A 19,673-nucleotide genomic window follows, 5' to 3' on the forward strand; every position below is an offset into this window, starting at 1 on the left:
AACGATGAACGATACGACTTCCCCCCGTCTCACGAGCCTTTCCCACGGCGGCGGCTGCGGCTGCAAGATCGCGCCCGGCGTGCTCGCCGATCTGCTCAAACGCGCGACGCCGCTGCCCGCGTTTCCGAATCTTCTCGTCGGCAACGACACCGCCGACGACGCCGCCGTCTACCAACTCAACGACGAACAGGCAATCGTCGCGACGACGGACTTCTTCATGCCGATCGTCGACGATCCGTTCGACTTCGGCCGCATCGCCGCGACCAACGCGCTCTCCGATGTCTACGCGATGGGCGGCAAGCCGATACTCGCGCTCGCGCTCGTCGGCATGCCGATCAACGTGCTGCCGCATGAAGTGATCGCGCAGATTCTGAAGGGCGGGGAAGCGGTGTGCGCGCAAGCGGGCATTCCGGTGGCGGGCGGCCATTCGATCGATTCCGTCGAGCCGATCTACGGGCTCGCGGCGCTCGGCATCGTGCATCCGTCGCGCGTGAAGCGCAACGCCGCCGCGCGCGCGGGCGATGTGCTCGTGCTCGGCAAGCCGCTCGGCGTCGGCGTGCTGTCGGCGGCGCTGAAGAAGGACAAGCTCGACGCGGCGGGTTACAAAGCGATGATCGACGCGACGACCAAGCTCAACCGGCCCGGCGCGGAACTCGCGCAACTGGACGCCGTGCACGCGCTCACCGATGTCACCGGCTTCGGTCTGCTCGGCCACACGCTCGAACTCGCGCGCGGCGCGAAGCTGACGGCGCGCATCCGCTATGCGGACCTGCCGTGGCTGCCGCAGGTGCGCGAGTTCGTCAGCGCGGGCATCTACACGGGCGCATCGGGACGTAACTGGGCCGCGTATGGCAACGATATCTCGTTGAACATCGAAGGCGACGAGGCCCGCGCCTTGCTCACCGATCCGCAAACATCGGGCGGCCTGCTCGTATCGTGCGCGCCGCAAGCCGTGAACGACGTGCTCGCGATCTTCCGCGCCGACGGCTTCGACGATGCGGCGGTCATCGGCGAGATGATGGATGGCCCGAGCCGCGTCGACGTGATCTGAGCGAAGATAAAAGCGCATGAAGGAAGAATCCCCGAAAGCCATTTTCTACGCGCTCGCCGCGAACTTCGGCATTGCCGTCTGCAAGTTCGGTGCGGCGGCTTATACCGGTTCCGGCGCGATGTTCGCCGAAGCCATCCATTCCACCGCCGATTGCGGCAATCAGTTGCTGCTACTGTTCGGCCTGAAGCGCGCGCAGCAGCCCGCCAACGCGCTGCATCCGCTCGGCTCGGGGCGCGAGATCTATTTCTATGCGCTGATCGTCGCGCTCCTGCTGTTCTTCGTCGGCGGAGCGTTCTCGGTTTATGAAGGCGCGCATCGGCTGCTGCATCACGAACCGTTGTCGAATCCGCTCGTCGCGCTCGTGATTCTCGGCGTGTCGGTCGTGCTGGAGGCGTTCTCGCTCGCGGGCGCGATCCGCGAGATTCGCAAGGGCGCGCCGAACAAGACCTTATGGCGATGGTTCCGCGAAACGCGTGAGTCGGAACTGCTGGTCGTCGCGGGCGAGGATGTCGCCGCGCTGCTCGGTCTCGCGATCGCGTTCGCGGCTGTGCTCATGACGATGCTCACCGGCAATCCGGCCTACGATGCCGCGGGTTCGATCGGCGTGGGCGTGCTGTTGATGGTCGTCGCGTATCTCGTCGCGCGTGAAGTGAAGTCGATGATCGTCGGCGAATCCGCGAGTCCCGAAGTGCGCAAGGCAATCGATGCACACTTGAATGCGCGTCCCGAGATCACGCGCATCATCAGCCTCATCACGCTGCAATGGGGCAAACACGTGGTCGTCGCGGTGCAGGCCGAGATGATCGACTACGCCAGCGGACGCGCGATGATCGATGCGATCAACGTCATCGAAGAAGATCTGCAGCGTGCGTTTCCGCAAGTGCGCTGGGTGTTTTTCGAACCCGATATTGCGCGCGATCGCGATCAACCGGCGACGCTCTGATTCACACAGCGCACACAGAGCAGGCGCGCCACGTGCTACCGGGACCGTTTCTGCCGCGCTGTCGGCATCGCGCTAGCATATGGCGTGCGCGTCGTCCGCATCGAGTCCCTGACATTTCGTGATCTTCATCCGACATATGCGCAAATTGCTCCTTGCTGTGCTGCTCGTCGTCGTGTCGAGCGTCTTACCTATCCTTTCGCAGTCCTGCTTCGCCGCAGCCGATGCCGCGCAGCACGCGTCGCAGCCAGCCGTCGCGCTGACGCCGCAACAGGCGCGCGACGCCCTCTCGGTGCTCAACGATCCAGCGCGCCGCTCGCAGGTCGCGGACACGCTGCGCGCCATTGCGGCAGCCGGCGCGCTGGCCGCGCCCGCGAGCGCGCCGCAGTCCGCATCGACGGCGGCCGCGACGCCCGCATCGGGCGCGTCCAGCGTGCTCGCGCATTCGCTGACCGCGAACGGTCTCGCATCGCAATTGTCGCGGCAGGCGGGGCACTGGCTCGTGCAGATCGGCGGAGGACTGCGGCATTCGACCGTCGCGCTGCTCGATTTCGGCTCGGTGACGTCATGGTGGCGCGACCGCACATCGACCGATGGCGGACGCGCGCTCATCGGGCACGTCGCATGGACCGTGCTGGCGTCGCTGTTACCCGCGCTGCTGCTCGAATTCCTGTGCTCGCGGCTGCTCAGGCGGCCACGCGCGCGGATCGCGGCGCGGGGCGTCGCCGATGCGGAGGAGCAGGACCCGGACCTCGTGCGCCAGCAACGCGCCGCCGAGCGCGCGGAAGACGCCGCCGAGCGAAGCGGCGACGAAACCGCGCTGCATCTCGCCGAACGCAATGTCGACAGTGCGCGCGGTCAGCGTCATGCGGCGCGTCACTGGACGCTGCTGCAACGCCTGCCGAGCGCGCTGCTGTACGGCTTGCTGTCGCTCGTTCCGCTGGTCGTGTTCATCGCTGCCGTCACGCTGCTGATGTCGGTTTTCATCGACGACAACACGCTCGAAGCGCACGTCGCGGGCTCGCTCATCGACGTTTATCTCGTGTGCCGCGCGATCGTCATCGTGAGCGGCTTCTTCGTCGCGCCGCGTGCGCCCGGCCTGCGTCTCATCCAGATGCGCGATGTCTACGCGACGTACACGCATCGCTGGGTGTACCGCATCGTGTGCGTCGCGGGCGCGGGCCTCGCGCTCGCCAACGCGGCCGAGCCGCTCGGGTTGTCCGGAGACGCGCGCATCGCGATTACGAAGGCCGTGCTGCTGGTCGTGCATGTGATGATCGCGTACATGATCTTCGAATGCCGCACGCCGGTGGCCGAGCGCATTCGCGGCGGCTCGCGGGCGAACCGTTCCTTCAGGCTCTTCGGCAACTGGGTGGCCGATGTCTGGGCGGGCGTCGCGATCTTCTTCGTGCTCGCGCTCTGGTTCGTGTGGGCGCTCGACGTGCAGAACGGCTACCGGACGCTCTTTCATCTGGGCGGGCTGTCGCTGCTCGTGCTCGTCGCCGCGCGCGTGGTGGCGATCGTCGCGTTCGGCGCGCTCGGGCGCCTGTTCCATCGCGAAGACGAGGACGATTTCGCCGGCCAGTCGATCCTGCGCCGCCGCGCGTATCGCTATTACCCGGTGTTGCGGCGTGTCGTGCAGGCGCTCATTTCGGTCGTCACGGTGATCGCGCTCCTGCAGGTATGGCACATCGACATCGTGCATTTCTTCACGTCGGGCGGGGTCGGCAACCGGCTCGCGTCGGCGCTCGTCACGATCGTGTTCGCCGCCCTGTTCGCCGTGCTCGTGTGGGAGGCGGCCAACATCGCGGTCGAGCAGCGGCTCGAGCAATGGACCGCGAGCGGCGAGCGTGTGCGCGCCGCGCGCCTGCGCACGCTGCTGCCGATGATGCGCACCGGCCTGTTCATCGTGATCGCGATGGTCGTCGTCCTGACGGGGCTCTCGGAGATCGGCGTGAACACCGCGCCTTTGCTCGCGAGCGCGAGCATCTTCGGCGTGGCGCTCGGCTTCGGCTCGCAGAAGCTCGTGCAGGATCTCATCACCGGCATTTTCCTGTTGATGGAAAACGCGATGCAGGTCGGCGACTGGGTGACGCTCGCGGGCGTCTCGGGCACGGTCGAATATCTGTCGATCCGCACGGTGCGCCTGCGCGGCGGCGACGGCTCGCTCTACACGGTGCCGTTCAGCTCGGTGTCGACGGTGAACAACACGAATCGCGGCATCGGCAACGCTGCGGTGCGCGTGTCGATCGCGCTCGGCCAGGATGTCGATCTCGCGATCTCCACGCTGAAGGAAATCGGCGCGGCGTTGCGCAATGACGAAGCGTTCCGCGACGGCATTCTCTCCGACTTCAGCTTCTGGGGCGTCGATGCCGTCGATGGCTCGACCGTCACGCTCGCCGGCCAGATTCAATGCCGCGACAGCGCGCGCTGGCCGGTGCAGCGCGAGTTCAACCGGCGCATTCTCAACGAGTTCACGGCGCGCGGCATCGAGATCGCGAATCCGCAGCGCAATTTCGTGATCGTGAACGGCGGCGATCAGGCGCCCGTGCCGGATGCGGACGAAGCCGGCGCGGATCAGCGCGGCGAGCCGTCGAAGGCCGCGCAGCATCCGACGAACGAGGCGGCGGGTTCGGCGAACGTCGCCTCGAATGCGCCGCCGCCACGGGCCTCGCAAGGCGGGTCGTGATCCTATAATCGTTCGGCCTGATCGCGCCCCTCGTACTGTCGACGGGCGCGATCTTCTTTCGAAGGTCGAACGTTCACGAGGTCACGCCTGCCATGACAGTCGCCGCATCGCAATCGAACAAGACAACGAAGAAACTCGGGAACGCCGTCGTCGCGATGACCGTCGCGGCGGGTTTCGCCGGATGCGCCTCCGCGCCGCCATCGTCCGACAGCGCGGGCGGGGCGCGTGCGGTCAAGGTCATGATCGTCACGATGTTCGCGCCCGAGGCCAAACCCTGGCTCGACAGGCTCGGCCCGTGGGACGCGGTCAAGGTGGCCGGCCTGTCGCCCGATTATCCCGAGGTGCATTGCAACCGCGACGACGTGTGCGTCGTCACGACGGGCATGGGCCACACCAACGCGGCCGCTTCGACGATGGCGCTCGCGTTCTCCGACCGTTTCGACTTGCGCGGCACGTACTTCCTGATCGCCGGGATCGCGGGCATCGATCCGGCGCAGGGCACGGTCGGCTCGGCGGCATGGGCGAAGTATCTCGTCGATTTCGGTCCGCAATGGGAGCTCGACGCCCGCGAAAAGCCCGCTCGCTGGCCGAGCGGATTCACCGGCATCAACACGAAAGGGCCCAACGAGAAACCGGCGCCCGACTATCGCACGGAGATGTTCGCGCTGAACGCGACACTCGCCGACACGGCTTTCGCGCTCTCGTGCAACGTCGCGCTCTCCGACAGCGCCGAGGCCAGGGCCGCGCGCGCGAAGTTCAATTACGCGCCGGCGAACCGGCCGCCGCGCGTGATCCAGTGCGACACGCTCGCGGGCGATACGTGGTGGTCGGGTAAATACATCGGCGAGCGGGCGCGCGCGTGGACGCGGCTCCTGACGGATGGCCGCGGCGTCTATTGCACGACGCAGCAGGAGGATAACGCGACCTACGAGGCGCTCAAGCGCGCGGCGAGCGTGCAACGGGTGGATGTGTCGCGGGTGGCCGTGTTGCGTGCGGGCTCGGATTTCGACCGTCCTTACAAGGGTCAATCCGCAGCCGACAATCTTTTGAACTACGCGGCGCAGGGCGGCTTCACGCCGGCCATCGAAAACCTGTACAGGGCCGGTAATCCATTCGTACAGGATGTTGTTACACATTGGGACGCCTGGCGAAAGGGCGTACCGCAAAGGTAACAAGCCACGTTACAAACTCGGGTAACAAAGCCCGTAACATCGACGTAACAAGCCATAAGAAATTATTACCTCATCGATCGTCTATCGGTAAAGGCGGTCAAGATGGCTGTTTTTGGCTATTTCTCGTCTGATGAATCATCTCAAAAATAGCGGTCCGGGGTGTCAACCGGATCGCGCAATCCCCCGTTATTGCTGGCGGCACGCGATTACTACGATCAAAACAAAGCCGCGCCGATTTGCCGCGTAAAACATCAGAAGAATAGAAATCGCATGGCAAAAGCGACCGAATTCGACAGACCGAAAAAATTACCGATCCAAAGTGTTGTTTGCAACAAAATATTATTGAGATGCTCTTGCTTTGGATTTAGACCGTACTTAGAATTCGTCTCACGGTGGTTGTTACAAGATGTAACTCACTGAAACAAAGATTACGCAGTACGTAGCCGGGGCAGGACAAGCCCGGTGAGGCACAAAAAAGATATCGGCAAAAAGCCGGCGGGAAATTCGGGGATTTACTGGAAGTTGCAACCATGAACGGTCGCGAAACGCTGGAATCGATCCGGGAAATCAACTTGTCGTACATCATGCTCGCGCAGCGTCTGTTGCGCGAGGACCGCGCCATCGGCATGTTCCGGCTCGGTCTTTCGGCGGAACTCGCCGATCTGCTGTCGGGGCTGACGCTCGCACAGGTCGTCAAGCTCGCGTCGTCGGATAACCTGCTTTGCGCTTTCCGCTTCAACGATCACACGATGCTGTCGGCCTTGACGCAACCCGCCAAGAATGCGGACATCGCGCCGACGCACGCGGCAATCCTGCTGGCTGGCCAGCCGGCCGAACAGTTCGCTTAAGGTGACCAAGGTGACGGAGCGAGCCATGCTGAAGAAGAGCCTCACTGAAGACGCCCAGGAAGTATTCCGCGCCATCGCGCTGATCGAGCTCGGCGCGCGCATGCAAGTGCTGGAGAGCGAACTGACGCTCTCGCGCGACCGCATGATCCGTCTGTATCGCGAAGTGAAGGGTGTATCGCCGCCGAAGGGCATGCTGCCGTTCTCGGCCGACTGGTACATGACGTGGCTGGCCAATATCCACGCATCGCTTTTCTATAACACCTATACGTTCCTGAAGAACGAAGCTGGCTGTTCGCATCTCGATGCGTTGACCAAAGGGTATCGGCTGTATCTCGAGCACTGCAATCATAGCGGCGCCGAGGCGGTACTCGACCTTACGCGGGCCTGGACTCTTGTGCGCTTCTTCGACGCGGGCATGCTGCAGATGACGCCGTGCTGCCGCTGCACCGGGAAGTTTGTCGCACACAAACATGATTTGCAGAACAACGTGGTGTGCGGGGCCTGCCAGCCGCCGTCACGCGCGGGGAAGACCAAGAAAGCGGCGGCCGCGAAACAGGCCAGTCAAGAAGCCGCTCTGGAGGTGGTGATGTCGAAGAACGAAGTGCCGGAGCATGCGGAGCACACGGTACTCGGTAACGTAGCGGCGTTACAGCCGCAACGGGCAGGCCTGGTCGCACAGGCTGCTTAGGCGGTAGCGGCGGCGGCCGTTCTCCGGGGACCGTCCGCAAGGATGGTGGGCGACCGGCTTGCCGCTACCGCGTTTTACTTCGCTTGTCTTTTTCCCGAATCCTTTTATGAATGCCGCAGCCCGGCGCCGATTGGCGAGCCGGGCTGTTTTGTTTTGCCGCCAAGTAAAATACGTCGATGGCACGCGCTCTCGAAGGTATCGGCTTGGCTTCCGCACAACAGGGTTTTCTGCTGACTCGTCACTGGCGCGACACCGCGGCCGGTGCGGAGGTCGATTTCTGGCTCGCCACCGACGACGGCCCGAGGAAAATCCGCATCGGCTTGCAGACGAGCGTCGCGTTCATCCGTGCGGAGGATCGCGCGAAGGCCGAGCCGGTCGTGGCCGGCGTGCGGGACGCTTATTTACGCGAATTGCCGCTCAGGGATTTTCGTCAGAAGCCGGTGCTCGGACTCTATTGCCCGCAGTATCGCCAGTTGCTCGCGCTCGAAAAGAATCTGCGCGGCGCGGGCGTCAATGTCTTTGAAGCCGATATCCGTCCGCACGAGCGCTATCTGATGGAACGCTTCATCACGGCGCCGGTCCTGTTCGAAGGCGCGGGGCGCGACGTTTCCAGTGAGTTGAAGCCCGCGCCGGATTACCGGCCGTCGCTGAGAGTCGTGTCGCTCGATATCGAAACGAGCGTGAAGGGCGATCTTTACTCGATCGCGCTAGAAGGCTGCGGCGCGCGTCAGGTTTATATGCTCGGTCCGCCGAATGGCGATGCCGCGCAAACCAATTTTGCGCTCGATTATTGCGAAACCCGCGCCGACATGCTGCACCGTTTCAACGCATGGATCGCGCAGTACGATCCGGACGCGATCATCGGCTGGAACGTCGTGCAATTCGACTTGCGCATCCTTCAGCGACACGCCGACGACCACGGTGTGCCGCTCGCGCTGGGCCGCGACGGCAGCGCGGTCGAATGGCGCGAGCACGGCATGAAGCGCAATCACTTCTTTGTGTCGATCGCGGGCAGGCTCGTCATCGACGGCATCGAGGCGCTGCGTTCGGCGACGTGGAATTTTCCGTCGTTCAGTCTGGAATATGTCGCGCAGTCGCTGCTGGGGGAGGGCAAGGCGATCGACAGTCCGTACGCGCGCATGGACGAAATCGAGCGCCGCTTTCAGGAGGACAAGCCCGCGCTCGCGCGTTACAACCTGAACGATTGCGAACTGGTCACGAAGGTCTTCGAGAAAACGGAGTTGCTGCCGTTTCTGCTCGAACGCGCGACCGTGACCGGTTTGCAGGCCGATCGCAGCGGCGGCTCGGTCGCGGCGTTCACGCATCTGTACATGCCGCGGATGCATCGGCTGGGCTACGTCGCGCCGAATCTCGGCGACGTGCCCGAGGAAGCGAGTCCCGGCGGTTTCGTGATGGACTCGCGCCCCGGCCTCTACGATTCCGTGCTCGTGCTGGATTACAAGAGCCTGTATCCGTCGATCATCCGCACGTTTCTGATCGATCCGGCCGGGCTCGCGCAAGGCATGGCCATGCCCGATGACGCCGCCACCGTGCCCGGTTTTCGCGGCGCGCGCTTCTCACGCGACACGCATTGCCTGCCGGCGATCGTCGCGCAGGTGTGGGAAGGGCGCGAGGCTGCGAAACGCCAGCGCAACAAGCCGCTGTCGCAGGCGCTCAAGATCATCATGAACTCGTTTTACGGCGTGCTCGGGTCGAGCGGCTGCCGTTTCTTCGATCCGCGTCTCGCTTCGTCGATCACGATGCGCGGTCACGAGATCATGCATCGCACGCGCGAGTTGATCGAGGCGCGCGGCTACAGCGTCATCTATGGCGATACGGATTCGACCTTCGTCTGGCTGCGGCGCGCGCGCGACGAAGAGGACGCGGCGCGGATCGGGCGAGCGCTGGTCGCGCATGTGAACGAATACTGGCGCGACCATTTGCGCGAGACGTTCGGCCTCGACAGCGCGCTCGAACTGCAATTCGAGACGCACTTCAAACGCTTCCTCATGCCGACGATCCGCGGCACGGAAGAAGGCAGCAAGAAGCGCTACGCGGGGCTGACCGCGCGCGCGGACGGCAGCGAGGAAATCATCTACAAGGGTCTCGAGACCGTGCGGACCGACTGGACGCCGCTCGCGCAGCGCTTCCAGCAGGAGCTTTACATGCGCGTGTTCAAGGGCCGGGCGTATGAAGACTTCGTGCGCGATTACGTCGGGCGGACGCGACGTGGCGAGATGGATGAATTGCTGGTGTATCGCAAGCGCTTGCGCCGCACGCTCGGCGATTATCAGCGCAACGTGCCGCCACATGTTCGCGCCGCGCGCATCGCGGATGAATACAACGCGCGCGCCGGGCGTCCGCTGCAATATCAGAATGGCGGCTGGATCAGCTATGTGATGACCGTCGCCGGTCCCGAGCCGGTGGAGGCGCGTCAGGCGGCGATCGACTACGAGCATTATGTGAGCAAGCAGCTTCAGCCGGTTGCTGATGGCATCCTGCCGTTTCTGCGCGATGACTTCATCGCGTTGATGTCAGGGCAGAAGGAGCTGTTCTGAGTCAGAAGCGAAAACCAAACCCCGCCTCGATGATATCCGCGTCCCGGTCATACCGCGTGACCATGCGATTCCATGTCACCCGCGCGAGCCATCGACTCGCAAACCGATAACTCGCCGACACCGATACCAGCCCCGAAAATCGACCATCGCCGGTGCGATTCTGCGGCAGGTCGTCGTTCTGCGTGATCGACAGATACGGCCCAGCCCCGACGCCGAGCGTGAGCCTGTCATCGAAGAACGCCCGCGTCGCCCAGATCTGCGCAGCGACACCATCACGACGCGACTGCACGTGTCCGCCTTCATGCAGATACGACGCGGTGAAATCGACGTAATGCCACAGCCCGCGCCGATACTCGATGCTCTCCGCCAGATTCGTTTCAGAATCGGGGCTGTTCAGGATCGTCGTGCCGAGCATCACGGTGACTTCGTTGTTCGTGACGTTCGTCGTGCGCGGCACGGCGCGCGCGCGCGGTCCGCGGCCCTCGGGCGCGTCCAACTGATAGCCGATGCCGAACAGCAACGCGGTCGTGTCCGGGCCGCCGAAAGCCTGCACGCGATTGAGCTTCATCTCCGCGATCCAGCGGTTGTCGAAGTAATACGCCGCGCGCAGCGTGAACATGCCACCCCAGCCGTGCGTGTTCGAATAGTTGCCGCCCGCCTGCGCCTGACTCGTGTCGAAATAGCGGTACGGCCCCGCACCCGCCGACAGTTCCAGCCGGTCGTCCCGGAGCGGCAGTCTGCCCCAGAGCTGGAAGGCCTGCCCGTCGCGGTGATGATCGGGAATATGGCCTTCGTTCAGCCACGAAAAACTCCAGGCGGCGTAACGGCCGAGCCCTTCGCGATAGTTGACTTCCCAGGAGTACGTGTTCTGACTGCTGCTTTTGAGCGGGCCGGTGAGAAGGGAAAATTCCTGAGCGTGAGACGCCTTGCTGACCATGCCGAGCGCGGCGCATGCGATCACCCAGGCGGCGGTTCGGCAATGTCGTGCTTTTTTGGAGTATGTCATCGCGTGAGGTCGGATCGCGGAAACTTCCTGCATCGTTCGTCGGGGCGTGTTCGTCGCAGGATAACGGCTAAAGAAAAATGCTGCACGAAACGGATCTCATTTCGACGATCGACCGTGAAAGTGAAACGTTTGCGAGACGTCCTGGCCGCCAACGACCGAGACTTTCGTTTCGCCTGCGTTCGCAGCCACTCACACGCGGGGTTACGCGCTTCGCGGACCTTGCGTAGATTGACTGCATGACAATGCATTCAAGCAAGCGAGGTCAGCGGTGGACTCCACTCCTATCGAATATCGAGGCTGTGAGCTTTCGGTCATCGTCCGGCACACGGCCGGTGAATTTGTCGCGACGCTGCTGATCGAGCGGCCGGGCGGCCTGCGCCGTGCGATCGGACCGTTTCGCGCGTTTCCGACTGCGCAGGCCGCCGCGAACTTCGCGATCGAATGCGGCAAGTCGGAACTCGACGGCCGTATGGCCGCGCGCGGACCGCAGGTCGCGGTGTCGGGCTGAAGTCATCGGCGGGTTTGCGATAACATCGTTTTCCGCACCTGCTGCATGATGACGATGTTCGGATATCGAACCATTTCGCTGCTCGCGCTCGCCGCGATCGTCCCCGCTTGCGCGACGCCGGCCAAAGAGACGTGCGCGCCGGGAGAGCAGCGCGTCGTCGACGAACGCCTCTACTTCGGCACCGGGCGCGCGAAGGGCGACGTCACGCGCGAGGAATGGGACGACTTCCTGCGCGTCGAAGTCACGAAGCGTTTCGCGCAAGGTTTCACCGTCTGGCAGGCATATGGACAGTGGCGCACGGCCGATGGCGCCATCGTGCGCGAAGCCACCTACGTGCTGAACCTCGTGCATCCCGACGATCAAACCAGCGAAACGGCCGTCGGCGACATCCGCGAGCGCTATCGGACGCGCTTCGACCAGGAGTCGACGATGCGCGTGAGACACGCGGTGTGCGCGTCCTTCTAGAAAATCAAGAGAATCGGCGGATTCCTAGCGTCGCTCGCCCCGTTTGACTCAATAATTTACAAATCTGCGGAACGGGCCGTATATGCTCGGACGCTTGATGCGGGCGGGTCGCCCGCGTTCTCCTTGTATTTCGAATTCGGTCTCTCGATTCCTGAACTGCCATGGTTACTCTGATTAGCTGTTTCTCTAATCGCAACGCGACATCGTCACTCGACAACCATGTGGAATATTGCCGGCGCACTCAGGTGAAACATCGCTTTCAGCCGATGTCGAGCTGCGTCGATTCGATCGAACTCCGCACGCTCTACAAGTATCAACTGGTGAGCGACATGCTGCGGGAAGCGCAAGAGGGCGAGCTCGTCATCTTCGCCACGGAAAACGCGCTGTTCATTCGCTTTCACGACTTCGAGCAGATCATGGCCGGCCGCGACGTGCTGCTGACCAAAGGTCATTTCGGCGTCAACAGCGAAATGTTCGTGCTGAGAAGCACCGAAGAGAACCGTCGCATCGCGCGGGGCCTCGCCGCGCGCTGCCGCCAGTACTACGAATACGGCCAATTCGTCACCGAGGAAGCCTTGCTCGAGGACCTGCCCACGGTGCCCGATTGGGATGATCTGAACGGCGTGGTGCCGATCGCATCGATGTGGTCGGGCCAGCATCCGGAACTTCGCAACAGGGAAATCACCGCAGTTTCGCTCATCTACACGCCGCGTCTCTATAGCAAGTACGGCCCGCAGTGGCGCGCGGTGTTCGCGCGCCATGTCAACGCATGCCATGCAGCCGGCGAGCTGCGCATTTTCGGGGGCGAGGCGCCGCTATCGAGCGATTCGAACGAGCCGCTTTCGGTCTATCAGCCGGGGCAATCCATCGCGGTCGTGATGCTTTATACGCCGAATATCGCGAGCTATGCCCGCTTCGGGGAAGCGAGCATGCGCGCCTATTGCGAGCGCAACGGCTATACGCTTTACGTGCATCGCGACGTGCCGCCGGATTTCGGACGCGACGCCTGCGGCAACTGGGCCAAGCCGTTCCTGCTCCGCAAATATCTGCCGCAGCACGAATGGGTCTTCTGGATGGACGCGGACATCATCGCGATGAACCAGTCGGTGAGGCTCGAGACGTTCACCGAAGGGCGCGAACGCGTGCTGACCGCGGATATCTGCGGCTGGCGTCTCAACTCGGGCGTGATGGGTTTCCGCAACACCGAAACGAACGCGCGCGTGCTCGACGCCATACTCGCGAAGGTGAGAGAAATCGAGGACGTCAGTTACACGTTCTCGAATCAGGGCGATCAGTACATCTTCATGGAGCAACTGATCGCGCACGGTCTGTGTCCCGAGATGGACTCGGCCGAACTCGTGAGCTTCAGGGAACTGAACACGCCGTGGTACTACGCGGACCAAAACACGTTCCTGTGCCACTTTCACGGCCTGAGCACCGAAATGCGGACGCTGTATATGTCGATGGATACCGTGCCCGACGGCGGCTTCGAAGCCATCGAACGGGACGTGCCGCGCCCGGCATTCGGCGCCGTGCCACGCACGCAAATCCTGATCCGCGCGACCGCGTGATATTCGCGTGGCCGTCGAAGGCCACGCGCACGCCGCTTACGCGCCGGCCATCTTTCTCATGACGCGCACGCGCGGATCGACGACTTCCTGCAACGCCGGCTCCTCGGCGAGATTCCAGGCAAATCCGCGCGCACGCACCCGGCGCGTCGGCTTGACGTTCTGACGCCTGCGCACCAGTGAGCGCACGGCGCGAGCGAGCGCGAGATCGATCGCCCCGCGCCAGTCGCGCGCAATCGACGTCGCCACGACCTTGTTGTCCCGATTCAGCTGCACCTCAACCTGACAGCGCTTGTCGACGCCGCCGCGCGGCCCGTTGATGTCGGACAGGCTGACAGTCGCCTTCGAGATCAGCCACGCGAGGCGGCGAAACACGAATTCGCTGCGCGCCTTCGCGAGTTCGTGCATCGCAATGGCTTCGGGGTCGCGGGACTTGAACAGGACTTTCATTGACGCCTCCTTGTTGAACGTGGATTCAGAGTAAGGCGTCCGTGAGGTGCGAAAAAGCAGAACCGACGGAACAACAAGTTCGGAAAAACCGAAGTTCAGTCATGAGCCACCGCGAGAAGCTGCTGCGTCAACGGATGATGCCGCCCGCGCCGCGATACGATCGCATGCACTTCCTCCTTCACCTCGGGCGAGCGGCCGAGCCAGCGTAGGCCGCGTAACAGCGGCACATCGCCCGCGCCGAATTCCGCGAGCGGAAACACGCCGAGGCCGCGCGCGCCGAACACGGCCATCAGCGCGCTGTCCTCGAATTCGCCGACGATACGCGGCGCGATGCCTTGCGTCTCCAGCCAGCGATCTAGCCGCGCGCGCAGCGACGAATGGCCCGTCGGCAGCAGCATGGGCAACGATGCGAGACTGCGCGGGAACTGGTCGATGGCGCTCTTGCGCACGAGGGAAGCGGGTCCGTACCAATCCACCGGCGACGCGATCAGCCGCTCGCTCGTGAGACGCAGATTCTGATTGTGCGGCGCGGCGTGGCTCGCCAGCACCAGATCGAGCCGATGCAGCGCCAGCTCGCCGAGCAGTTCATCGGTTTCGCCTTCGTGACAGAGCAGGCGCAGCGACGGATTGCCGAGCACCGGCGCGAGCAGCGCATGCGCTGCAAGCTTGGAGATGCCGTCCGACAGCCCCACCGCGAGACGCGCGAGCGTGCCGCTCGCCGCTTCGCGCACTTCGTCCTGAATCAGCTGGCCGATCTGAAAGATTTCCTCGGCGCGCGCGAATGCCGCCTGTCCCGCTTCGGTCATCGTGACGCCGCGTCCCGCGGGTTTGAGCAGTTGATGACCGAGCGCTTTTTCCAGTTCGCGCACTTGCGCGCTGATGGTCTGCACGGCCATGTCGAGCCGTTCCGCCGCGCGCGCGAAGCCGCCTTCCTTAACGACTACCCAGAAGTAATGCAGATGCCGATAGTTGAGCATGTGTACCTCGTCTTCGCCTTCTTTCGCAAAACGGGTTACTTCGAAAAAACCGAAGCATGGCTTCGATTATCGCTGATTTTTCCGGACGAGAGATCGGCCGATGATGGCGCGATACATCCAGTCAATCAAAACTCTCCCTGCTCATGGAATATCTCCTTTCGCTTGCCGTCGATCCCGCCGTATGGGCCGCACTCGTCACGCTGATCGTGACGGAAGTCGTGCTCGGCATCGACAATCTCGTCTTCATTTCCATTCTCAGCAACAAACTGCCCGTCGCACAACGCGCGCGTACCCAGCGTATCGGCATCCTGCTCGCGCTCGTCATGCGGCTCGCGCTGCTCGGCACGGTCGCGTGGATCACGCAATTGACCGCGCCGGTGTTCTCGCTTTTCGATCACGCTTTCTCGTGGCGCGATCTCATTCTGCTCGCGGGCGGCCTGTTCCTCGTCTGGAAGGCGACCAAGGAAATGCATCATCACCTCAGAAAGGATCACGACGATGCGCCGGGTATCGCGTCGAGCGTCGTCAGCATCACGGCGTGGTCCGCGATCGGCCAGATCCTGCTGCTCGACCTCGTGTTCTCGGTCGACAGCATCATCACGGCGGTCGGCATGACCGAGCATCTGCCGATCATGTACATCGCCGTCATCTTCGCCGTCGCGACGATGCTCTTCGCCGCGCAGCCGCTCTCGCGCTTCATCGAACGTAATCCGACGGTCGTCACGCTGGCGCTCTCGTTCCTGCTCGTGATCGCGATGACGCTGATCGCCGAAGGTTTCGGAACTCACGTACCGAAGGGCTACATCTATGCGGCGATGGGTTTTGCCGGATTCGTCGAAGGGTTGAACCTGCTCGCGCGTCGCGGCAAGGGCAAGCGCGAAAGGGATATGCAAACTCAAAGCCGCGCGCGCCTCGATGGCGTTTCCGGCTGACCCTCGAGCCGGCGTGCGCGCTTCGCTTATCCACAGTTTCTGTGCACAAGCACGGTTGCAGTTGCATACCTCAGTTGCGCTGGCTTAGAGCTAAGGTATGTTTAGTGCCACAGCCTTAATGTTCATGGAGTTTGTTATGTGAGCACCCCTCTCACCACGACCACGACCACGACCAATAATCAGAAGAAAAAGACTACGCCGACGAGTACCGGGAAGCCGCAGGAATCGAAAGCCCCGACGCCACGCAGAAGCCGACCCATCCGAGGGAAAACGAACAGATCGAGGCATTCGCACAGGTGTTCGCACAAAAGTTCGAAGTGCCGCCGATCCTCGTTCGCTTCGAGAATGGCAAGTGGCTAATCGTTGACGGCCATTTGCGAACCAAGGGTGGCCGCCATGTTTCTGACGCGAAAAGCTACGGACTTCATCTTTTTCGCGTCAAAAGTATGACCACACTACTCAGTATCGCCGCCCTTGAAGCCGCCATTGAGCGCCTGGAAGGCGTCGCTGTGAAAAATCCTTCTGATACAGGGCGCTAAGAAAACCGTTCGTCCGTCGAGTATCGATCTGCCCTTGTTGCCAGCCTATTCATTCGACATACAGGCCGATGGCTGTTTAAGCATCGCGCGATGGAAGAAAACGCGCTTCGAGCCTTCGTATCCCGGCTGACCATCGACTGGTCGCTGAAGAACGCCGCCTTCATCTGCGCCATGACGACCGTCTTGCCGAGCTGCGAGAGGTCGGGGATGGCGTGGGTTCGACCAGGGTGGGCGCGTCGGCGCTGCCCTGAAACAGGACGCGCATCCACGCGACCAGTACGTCGTTTTTGTGCTAGGTGAGACTGACGTGAATATCGATGCCGGAGTCCGCGACGAGCTGGGCGTCGCACGGATCGAGGATGCCGTGGTACTGGCGGTAGGAGTTGTTCGGCGCTTCATCGACCGTGACCGCACCTATACGGTCGGTCGCGCGCCAGCGGCGGGCGCGGTCGGAGCGGGCGCGCACGAGCAGGGCTACCGGATCGAGCATCTTGGGGTCGGTGGGGGTGGCCTCGCCGGCCTCGGAGCGGGCCGAAGCGCGACGGTCTTGCGCGCGTTTGTTCGCGGAACCCGGCGGACGACCAGGACCGCGTTTCGTTGATGCGTGCGTGAGTGTGGACATATCGCCACCACAGGCACATGGACGGCTAATGCCAGCAAACGGAATGCTGGTCAATCCCAGCAGAATGCCCTGGACTGTTCCACATATCCCACAAAATCATTTCATTGTTTGATCGTTGATGCAGGATTGAAACGTAATACAACTAAAAAAATTCCGAAATACAGATTTAGTAGAAATCCTCTTTTGATATTACAGATTGCTTGCGGTATTCATATGATTACCCGAAAGGGATTTGACGTGACCCATTCGGGCGTTCCCCGTCGGTAATTCATTTGTTCATTTCATAGGATAGCTAAAATGCCAACCGAGTGCATGTTCAGCAAAAATTACTCTATCAACCTCAACCCTCCCGTCGATCTGAACATGACGGCGAAGCCCACGCCCGCGAGCGGCTTCAGTCAAGTAGGAGGCGTGTTCAGTTCCTCCCCGACTTCTACGGTCCAGTCTGAATGCAATGCAATGCAGGGCAGGACGGACAGGCACTCAAAGCGCGTGCTGATTCCGTCATCACGGATTTTAATAACTACATTGACGTAGATTCGACGCATCAGGCGATGCTTTTCGAAACGACTTATCGCGGTTTATTTTATGCGGTAAAAATCGAAAGCGACGCATGCCACTGGATCGGGGGCTACATTCCGCCTAACAACGGCGAGGTCGAGTTAGCAGATCCTGGCGACTCCGATGACAAGACGTGCATGAGTGGCGCGACGTGGAGCTTCTTCGTCACATTTTATATCGGCCCGACGTTTGTGCAGCCGACGTCACCGGTCTCATTCGAAAGTAAGCTAAATGCACACGGAATCTTTCGAATCTCGGGCGCGTCAGGGGACATCGACGAGCGACTGGTGCAGGTCGGCGATGTGAAGGCGAACGGAGCGATCTATCCGCAATAAAAGTTGCTGGTCGTCATCGAGGAGAGTCCTAATACCACGCTGCGCTGAAGTGTGCTTCGGAATTTTTCATCACTGAACGAATCGCTTCATACGACTCGCCTTCACTAACCAACCTAAAGCTCGACACCACTCAAGTGTCCCCAACGGTCATCTACTTGTTCATTTCATTAGGAGTTCTGATATGGCTACTGAATGCATGTTCAGCGCGAATTATGCGATCAATCTGTCGTTCGCGGAAGATTTCAAGGTTTCAGGCATGACACCGCCTTCCGCGGGATTCGAAAGTCTAGACTCTTATCGGCAACAAGCAACTTCAAGCCAAACTGTGAAGTCGGAATGCAACACAGGAAACGATGGTCAAGCACTGCAAGCGAAAACGACCTCCACGCAGGTCAAGGATGCGACCATTAACGTCACGTTTGCCAGCGGAGCACCGTCGCTTATAGCGCAAGCGTTTCCCACAACATATACAGGTCTTTATTACTGGGTCGGCATACAACGGGACGGTAGTACGGCTGACCCGACAGACTATCAAACATGTGTGCAAAAACTCTATGGAGCGCTTCCACCGCTGAGGCTCGCAGAGGTGGTTTTGGCGGACCCTGGGGATGCTAACGACAAGTACTGTATGGATGGAAAGGCGTGGCGTTTCTGGGTGGGCCTTGCTGCATCGTCGGAATATCGGGCACCGAGTTCGCCCGCCCAGTTCAAGAGCACGATCAACCCGCACGGCAACTTTAGAATTTCGGGTGCTACTGGCGATAAGGATCAGCGAATCGTAACAGTTCAGGCAGTAGACATACAGGGAACCGTTAGCGCGTAATCCCGCAATATCCCGTGAGCAGACTCCGGATACTGAGTATCCGGAGGAAATCAGCGTTATCGGTTTCCGGAAAGCAACACCGAAGCTCGACTGGCTCACAGAACCTGCTTCTTCCTCATCCTCTCAGCCACGCCACGCTCGTCCCTCATCGTCGACCGCTAAGATGCAAGCATCTTTAGGCTTCTTCGCCTCGACGCAGAAACAAGCTACTCGCTAGTCTGCACTCAGACGTTCGTAATCCTGTGAATCGTCATCAAGAAGCACATCATGCAAACGTTAAAAAAATCACTGTACGCTTTCGTCACGGCGGCACTCGTCATCGCCTCCCTCGCTGCATCGACGGAATCGTTCGCCGGTACGGTGTTTTTGTGGAAGTTCTGACCAATTCGGTAGCCGAATCTGAATGTATCGCAAAGATTCTCCAGAATATCGTCACTCATCACACCACCCTCCGTTGCCTGAGCCGCCTCGGCACGCCACCGTGTCACCCTCATCATCGACGGCCACGCGGGCGACGTGGGTACACAGATACTGGAACGCCTCGACCACGTGTGAGGTGCAGCCTTTCTCCGGTTCGTCCGCGTAGGCCACGCCAGCGGTACTCGTCGCGCGCAGCTTCTTATAGACATAAGACTTCCCAGCCCGTCGATCAGCACGGCGCACGCGGGGTCAATCACGCAGCCTGAGCGGCGGTTCAGCAACCGAGATGTCCACAGTTTCTGTGATCAACCCTGTGGACAAGCCGGGGGACGCGCGCGCTATCGCGTTGAAGAAACTGACGAAAGCCGCCACGCTTTCAAACACGAATTCGCCTTGCGTATCCCCCGGTAAGTGACTACGTTATGCGATAGCAACCGCTCAATCCTTTCGGTTCCCGAAACATCCGCAGAGGAAAGGTTGCGCGCCGCGGTCACCGCAATCAATCGTCGTCGGAATAAACA

Annotated in this window: 19 protein-coding genes; 14 read left to right on the top strand and 5 right to left on the bottom strand. The window is 61.6% G+C overall.

The genetic code is table 11. The annotated features are described in order from the left end of the window. Nucleotides 1-4 precede the first annotated feature (4 nt). From selD to NK8_RS17885, 7 genes are all read left to right on the top strand, one after another. Nucleotides 5-1,051 carry a selenide, water dikinase SelD gene (gene selD / locus NK8_RS17855; RefSeq protein WP_213230313.1) on the top strand — a complete coding sequence of 349 codons (1,047 nt, stop codon included), beginning with the start codon at nucleotides 5-7 and terminating at the stop codon, nucleotides 1,049-1,051. A 16-nt stretch (nucleotides 1,052-1,067) separates the two neighbouring features. After that, complete coding sequence (locus NK8_RS17860) at nucleotides 1,068-1,994, top strand: cation diffusion facilitator family transporter (protein WP_213230314.1); 927 nt, start codon at nucleotides 1,068-1,070, stop codon at nucleotides 1,992-1,994. Between the two features lie 136 nt (nucleotides 1,995-2,130). Continuing rightward, entirely contained in the window at nucleotides 2,131-4,680 is a 2,550-nt protein-coding gene (locus NK8_RS17865) for a mechanosensitive ion channel family protein (RefSeq protein ID WP_213230315.1), read from the top strand. Nucleotides 4,681-4,772: 92 nt separating this feature from the next. After that, nucleotides 4,773-5,852, top strand: a complete 1,080-nt coding sequence (locus NK8_RS17870) for a purine nucleoside permease (protein WP_213230316.1) — start codon at nucleotides 4,773-4,775, stop codon at nucleotides 5,850-5,852. Nucleotides 5,853-6,382: 530 nt separating this feature from the next. After that, nucleotides 6,383-6,700, top strand: a complete 318-nt coding sequence (gene flhD / locus NK8_RS17875) for a flagellar transcriptional regulator FlhD (protein ID WP_014250878.1) — start codon at nucleotides 6,383-6,385, stop codon at nucleotides 6,698-6,700. A gap of 25 nt (nucleotides 6,701-6,725) precedes the next feature. Continuing rightward, nucleotides 6,726-7,388: a flagellar transcriptional regulator FlhC gene (flhC, locus tag NK8_RS17880; RefSeq protein ID WP_061174763.1), complete on the top strand. Its 663-nt coding sequence runs from the start codon at nucleotides 6,726-6,728 to the stop codon at nucleotides 7,386-7,388. A 176-nt stretch (nucleotides 7,389-7,564) separates the two neighbouring features. Continuing rightward, entirely contained in the window at nucleotides 7,565-9,946 is a 2,382-nt protein-coding gene (locus NK8_RS17885; RefSeq protein ID WP_225936327.1) for a DNA polymerase II, read from the top strand. Between the two features lies 1 nt (nucleotide 9,947). Here NK8_RS17885 and NK8_RS17890 read toward each other — a convergent pair whose 3' ends face one another. Beyond that, on the bottom strand, nucleotides 9,948-10,952 hold the full coding sequence (locus NK8_RS17890; protein WP_213230317.1) for a hypothetical protein: 1,005 nt from the start codon (nucleotides 10,950-10,952) through the stop codon (nucleotides 9,948-9,950). Nucleotides 10,953-11,220: 268 nt separating this feature from the next. On the opposite strand from NK8_RS17890, the gene NK8_RS17895 reads away from it, so the two are divergent. The 3 genes from NK8_RS17895 to NK8_RS17905 all read left to right on the top strand — a co-directional run bounded on the left by NK8_RS17895 (nucleotide 11,221) and on the right by NK8_RS17905 (nucleotide 13,496). After that, nucleotides 11,221-11,460: a hypothetical protein gene (locus NK8_RS17895; RefSeq protein WP_213230318.1), complete on the top strand. Its 240-nt coding sequence runs from the start codon at nucleotides 11,221-11,223 to the stop codon at nucleotides 11,458-11,460. Nucleotides 11,461-11,505: 45 nt separating this feature from the next. Continuing rightward, nucleotides 11,506-11,925 (top strand): DUF3574 domain-containing protein, encoded by a 420-nt coding sequence (locus NK8_RS17900; protein WP_225936328.1) that lies wholly within the window; start codon nucleotides 11,506-11,508, stop codon nucleotides 11,923-11,925. Nucleotides 11,926-12,170: 245 nt separating this feature from the next. Next, on the top strand, nucleotides 12,171-13,496 hold the full coding sequence (locus tag NK8_RS17905) for a hypothetical protein (RefSeq protein ID WP_225936329.1): 1,326 nt from the start codon (nucleotides 12,171-12,173) through the stop codon (nucleotides 13,494-13,496). A 36-nt stretch (nucleotides 13,497-13,532) separates the two neighbouring features. Here NK8_RS17905 and NK8_RS17910 read toward each other — a convergent pair whose 3' ends face one another. Both NK8_RS17910 and NK8_RS17915 read right to left on the bottom strand, forming a co-directional pair. Further along, nucleotides 13,533-13,943: an HPF/RaiA family ribosome-associated protein gene (locus tag NK8_RS17910; protein WP_162067432.1), complete on the bottom strand. Its 411-nt coding sequence runs from the start codon at nucleotides 13,941-13,943 to the stop codon at nucleotides 13,533-13,535. A 95-nt stretch (nucleotides 13,944-14,038) separates the two neighbouring features. Beyond that, complete coding sequence (locus NK8_RS17915) at nucleotides 14,039-14,920, bottom strand: LysR family transcriptional regulator (RefSeq protein ID WP_162067433.1); 882 nt, start codon at nucleotides 14,918-14,920, stop codon at nucleotides 14,039-14,041. Between the two features lie 143 nt (nucleotides 14,921-15,063). Between NK8_RS17915 and NK8_RS17920 the strand changes: the two genes are divergently transcribed. Further along, nucleotides 15,064-15,852: a TerC family protein gene (locus tag NK8_RS17920; protein WP_213230321.1), complete on the top strand. Its 789-nt coding sequence runs from the start codon at nucleotides 15,064-15,066 to the stop codon at nucleotides 15,850-15,852. Between the two features lie 296 nt (nucleotides 15,853-16,148). After that, a complete protein-coding gene (locus NK8_RS17925; RefSeq protein WP_213230323.1) occupies nucleotides 16,149-16,391 on the top strand; it encodes a hypothetical protein in 243 nt (80 codons plus the stop codon). 292 nt (nucleotides 16,392-16,683) lie between these two features. Here NK8_RS17925 and NK8_RS17930 read toward each other — a convergent pair whose 3' ends face one another. Further along, entirely contained in the window at nucleotides 16,684-17,013 is a 330-nt protein-coding gene (locus NK8_RS17930) for a hypothetical protein (protein ID WP_213230325.1), read from the bottom strand. 449 nt (nucleotides 17,014-17,462) lie between these two features. On the opposite strand from NK8_RS17930, the gene NK8_RS17935 reads away from it, so the two are divergent. Both NK8_RS17935 and NK8_RS17940 read left to right on the top strand, forming a co-directional pair. Beyond that, nucleotides 17,463-17,909, top strand: a complete 447-nt coding sequence (locus tag NK8_RS17935; RefSeq protein ID WP_213230327.1) for a hypothetical protein — start codon at nucleotides 17,463-17,465, stop codon at nucleotides 17,907-17,909. Nucleotides 17,910-18,090: 181 nt separating this feature from the next. Then, a complete protein-coding gene (locus tag NK8_RS17940; RefSeq protein WP_213230328.1) occupies nucleotides 18,091-18,732 on the top strand; it encodes a hypothetical protein in 642 nt (213 codons plus the stop codon). Nucleotides 18,733-18,956: 224 nt separating this feature from the next. Here NK8_RS17940 and NK8_RS17945 read toward each other — a convergent pair whose 3' ends face one another. Then, nucleotides 18,957-19,172 carry a hypothetical protein gene (locus NK8_RS17945; RefSeq protein WP_213230329.1) on the bottom strand — a complete coding sequence of 72 codons (216 nt, stop codon included), beginning with the start codon at nucleotides 19,170-19,172 and terminating at the stop codon, nucleotides 18,957-18,959. Nucleotides 19,173-19,673: the final 501 nt, after the last annotated feature.

The organism is Caballeronia sp. NK8 (assembly GCF_018408855.1).
Lineage (GTDB): Bacteria > Pseudomonadota > Gammaproteobacteria > Burkholderiales > Burkholderiaceae > Caballeronia.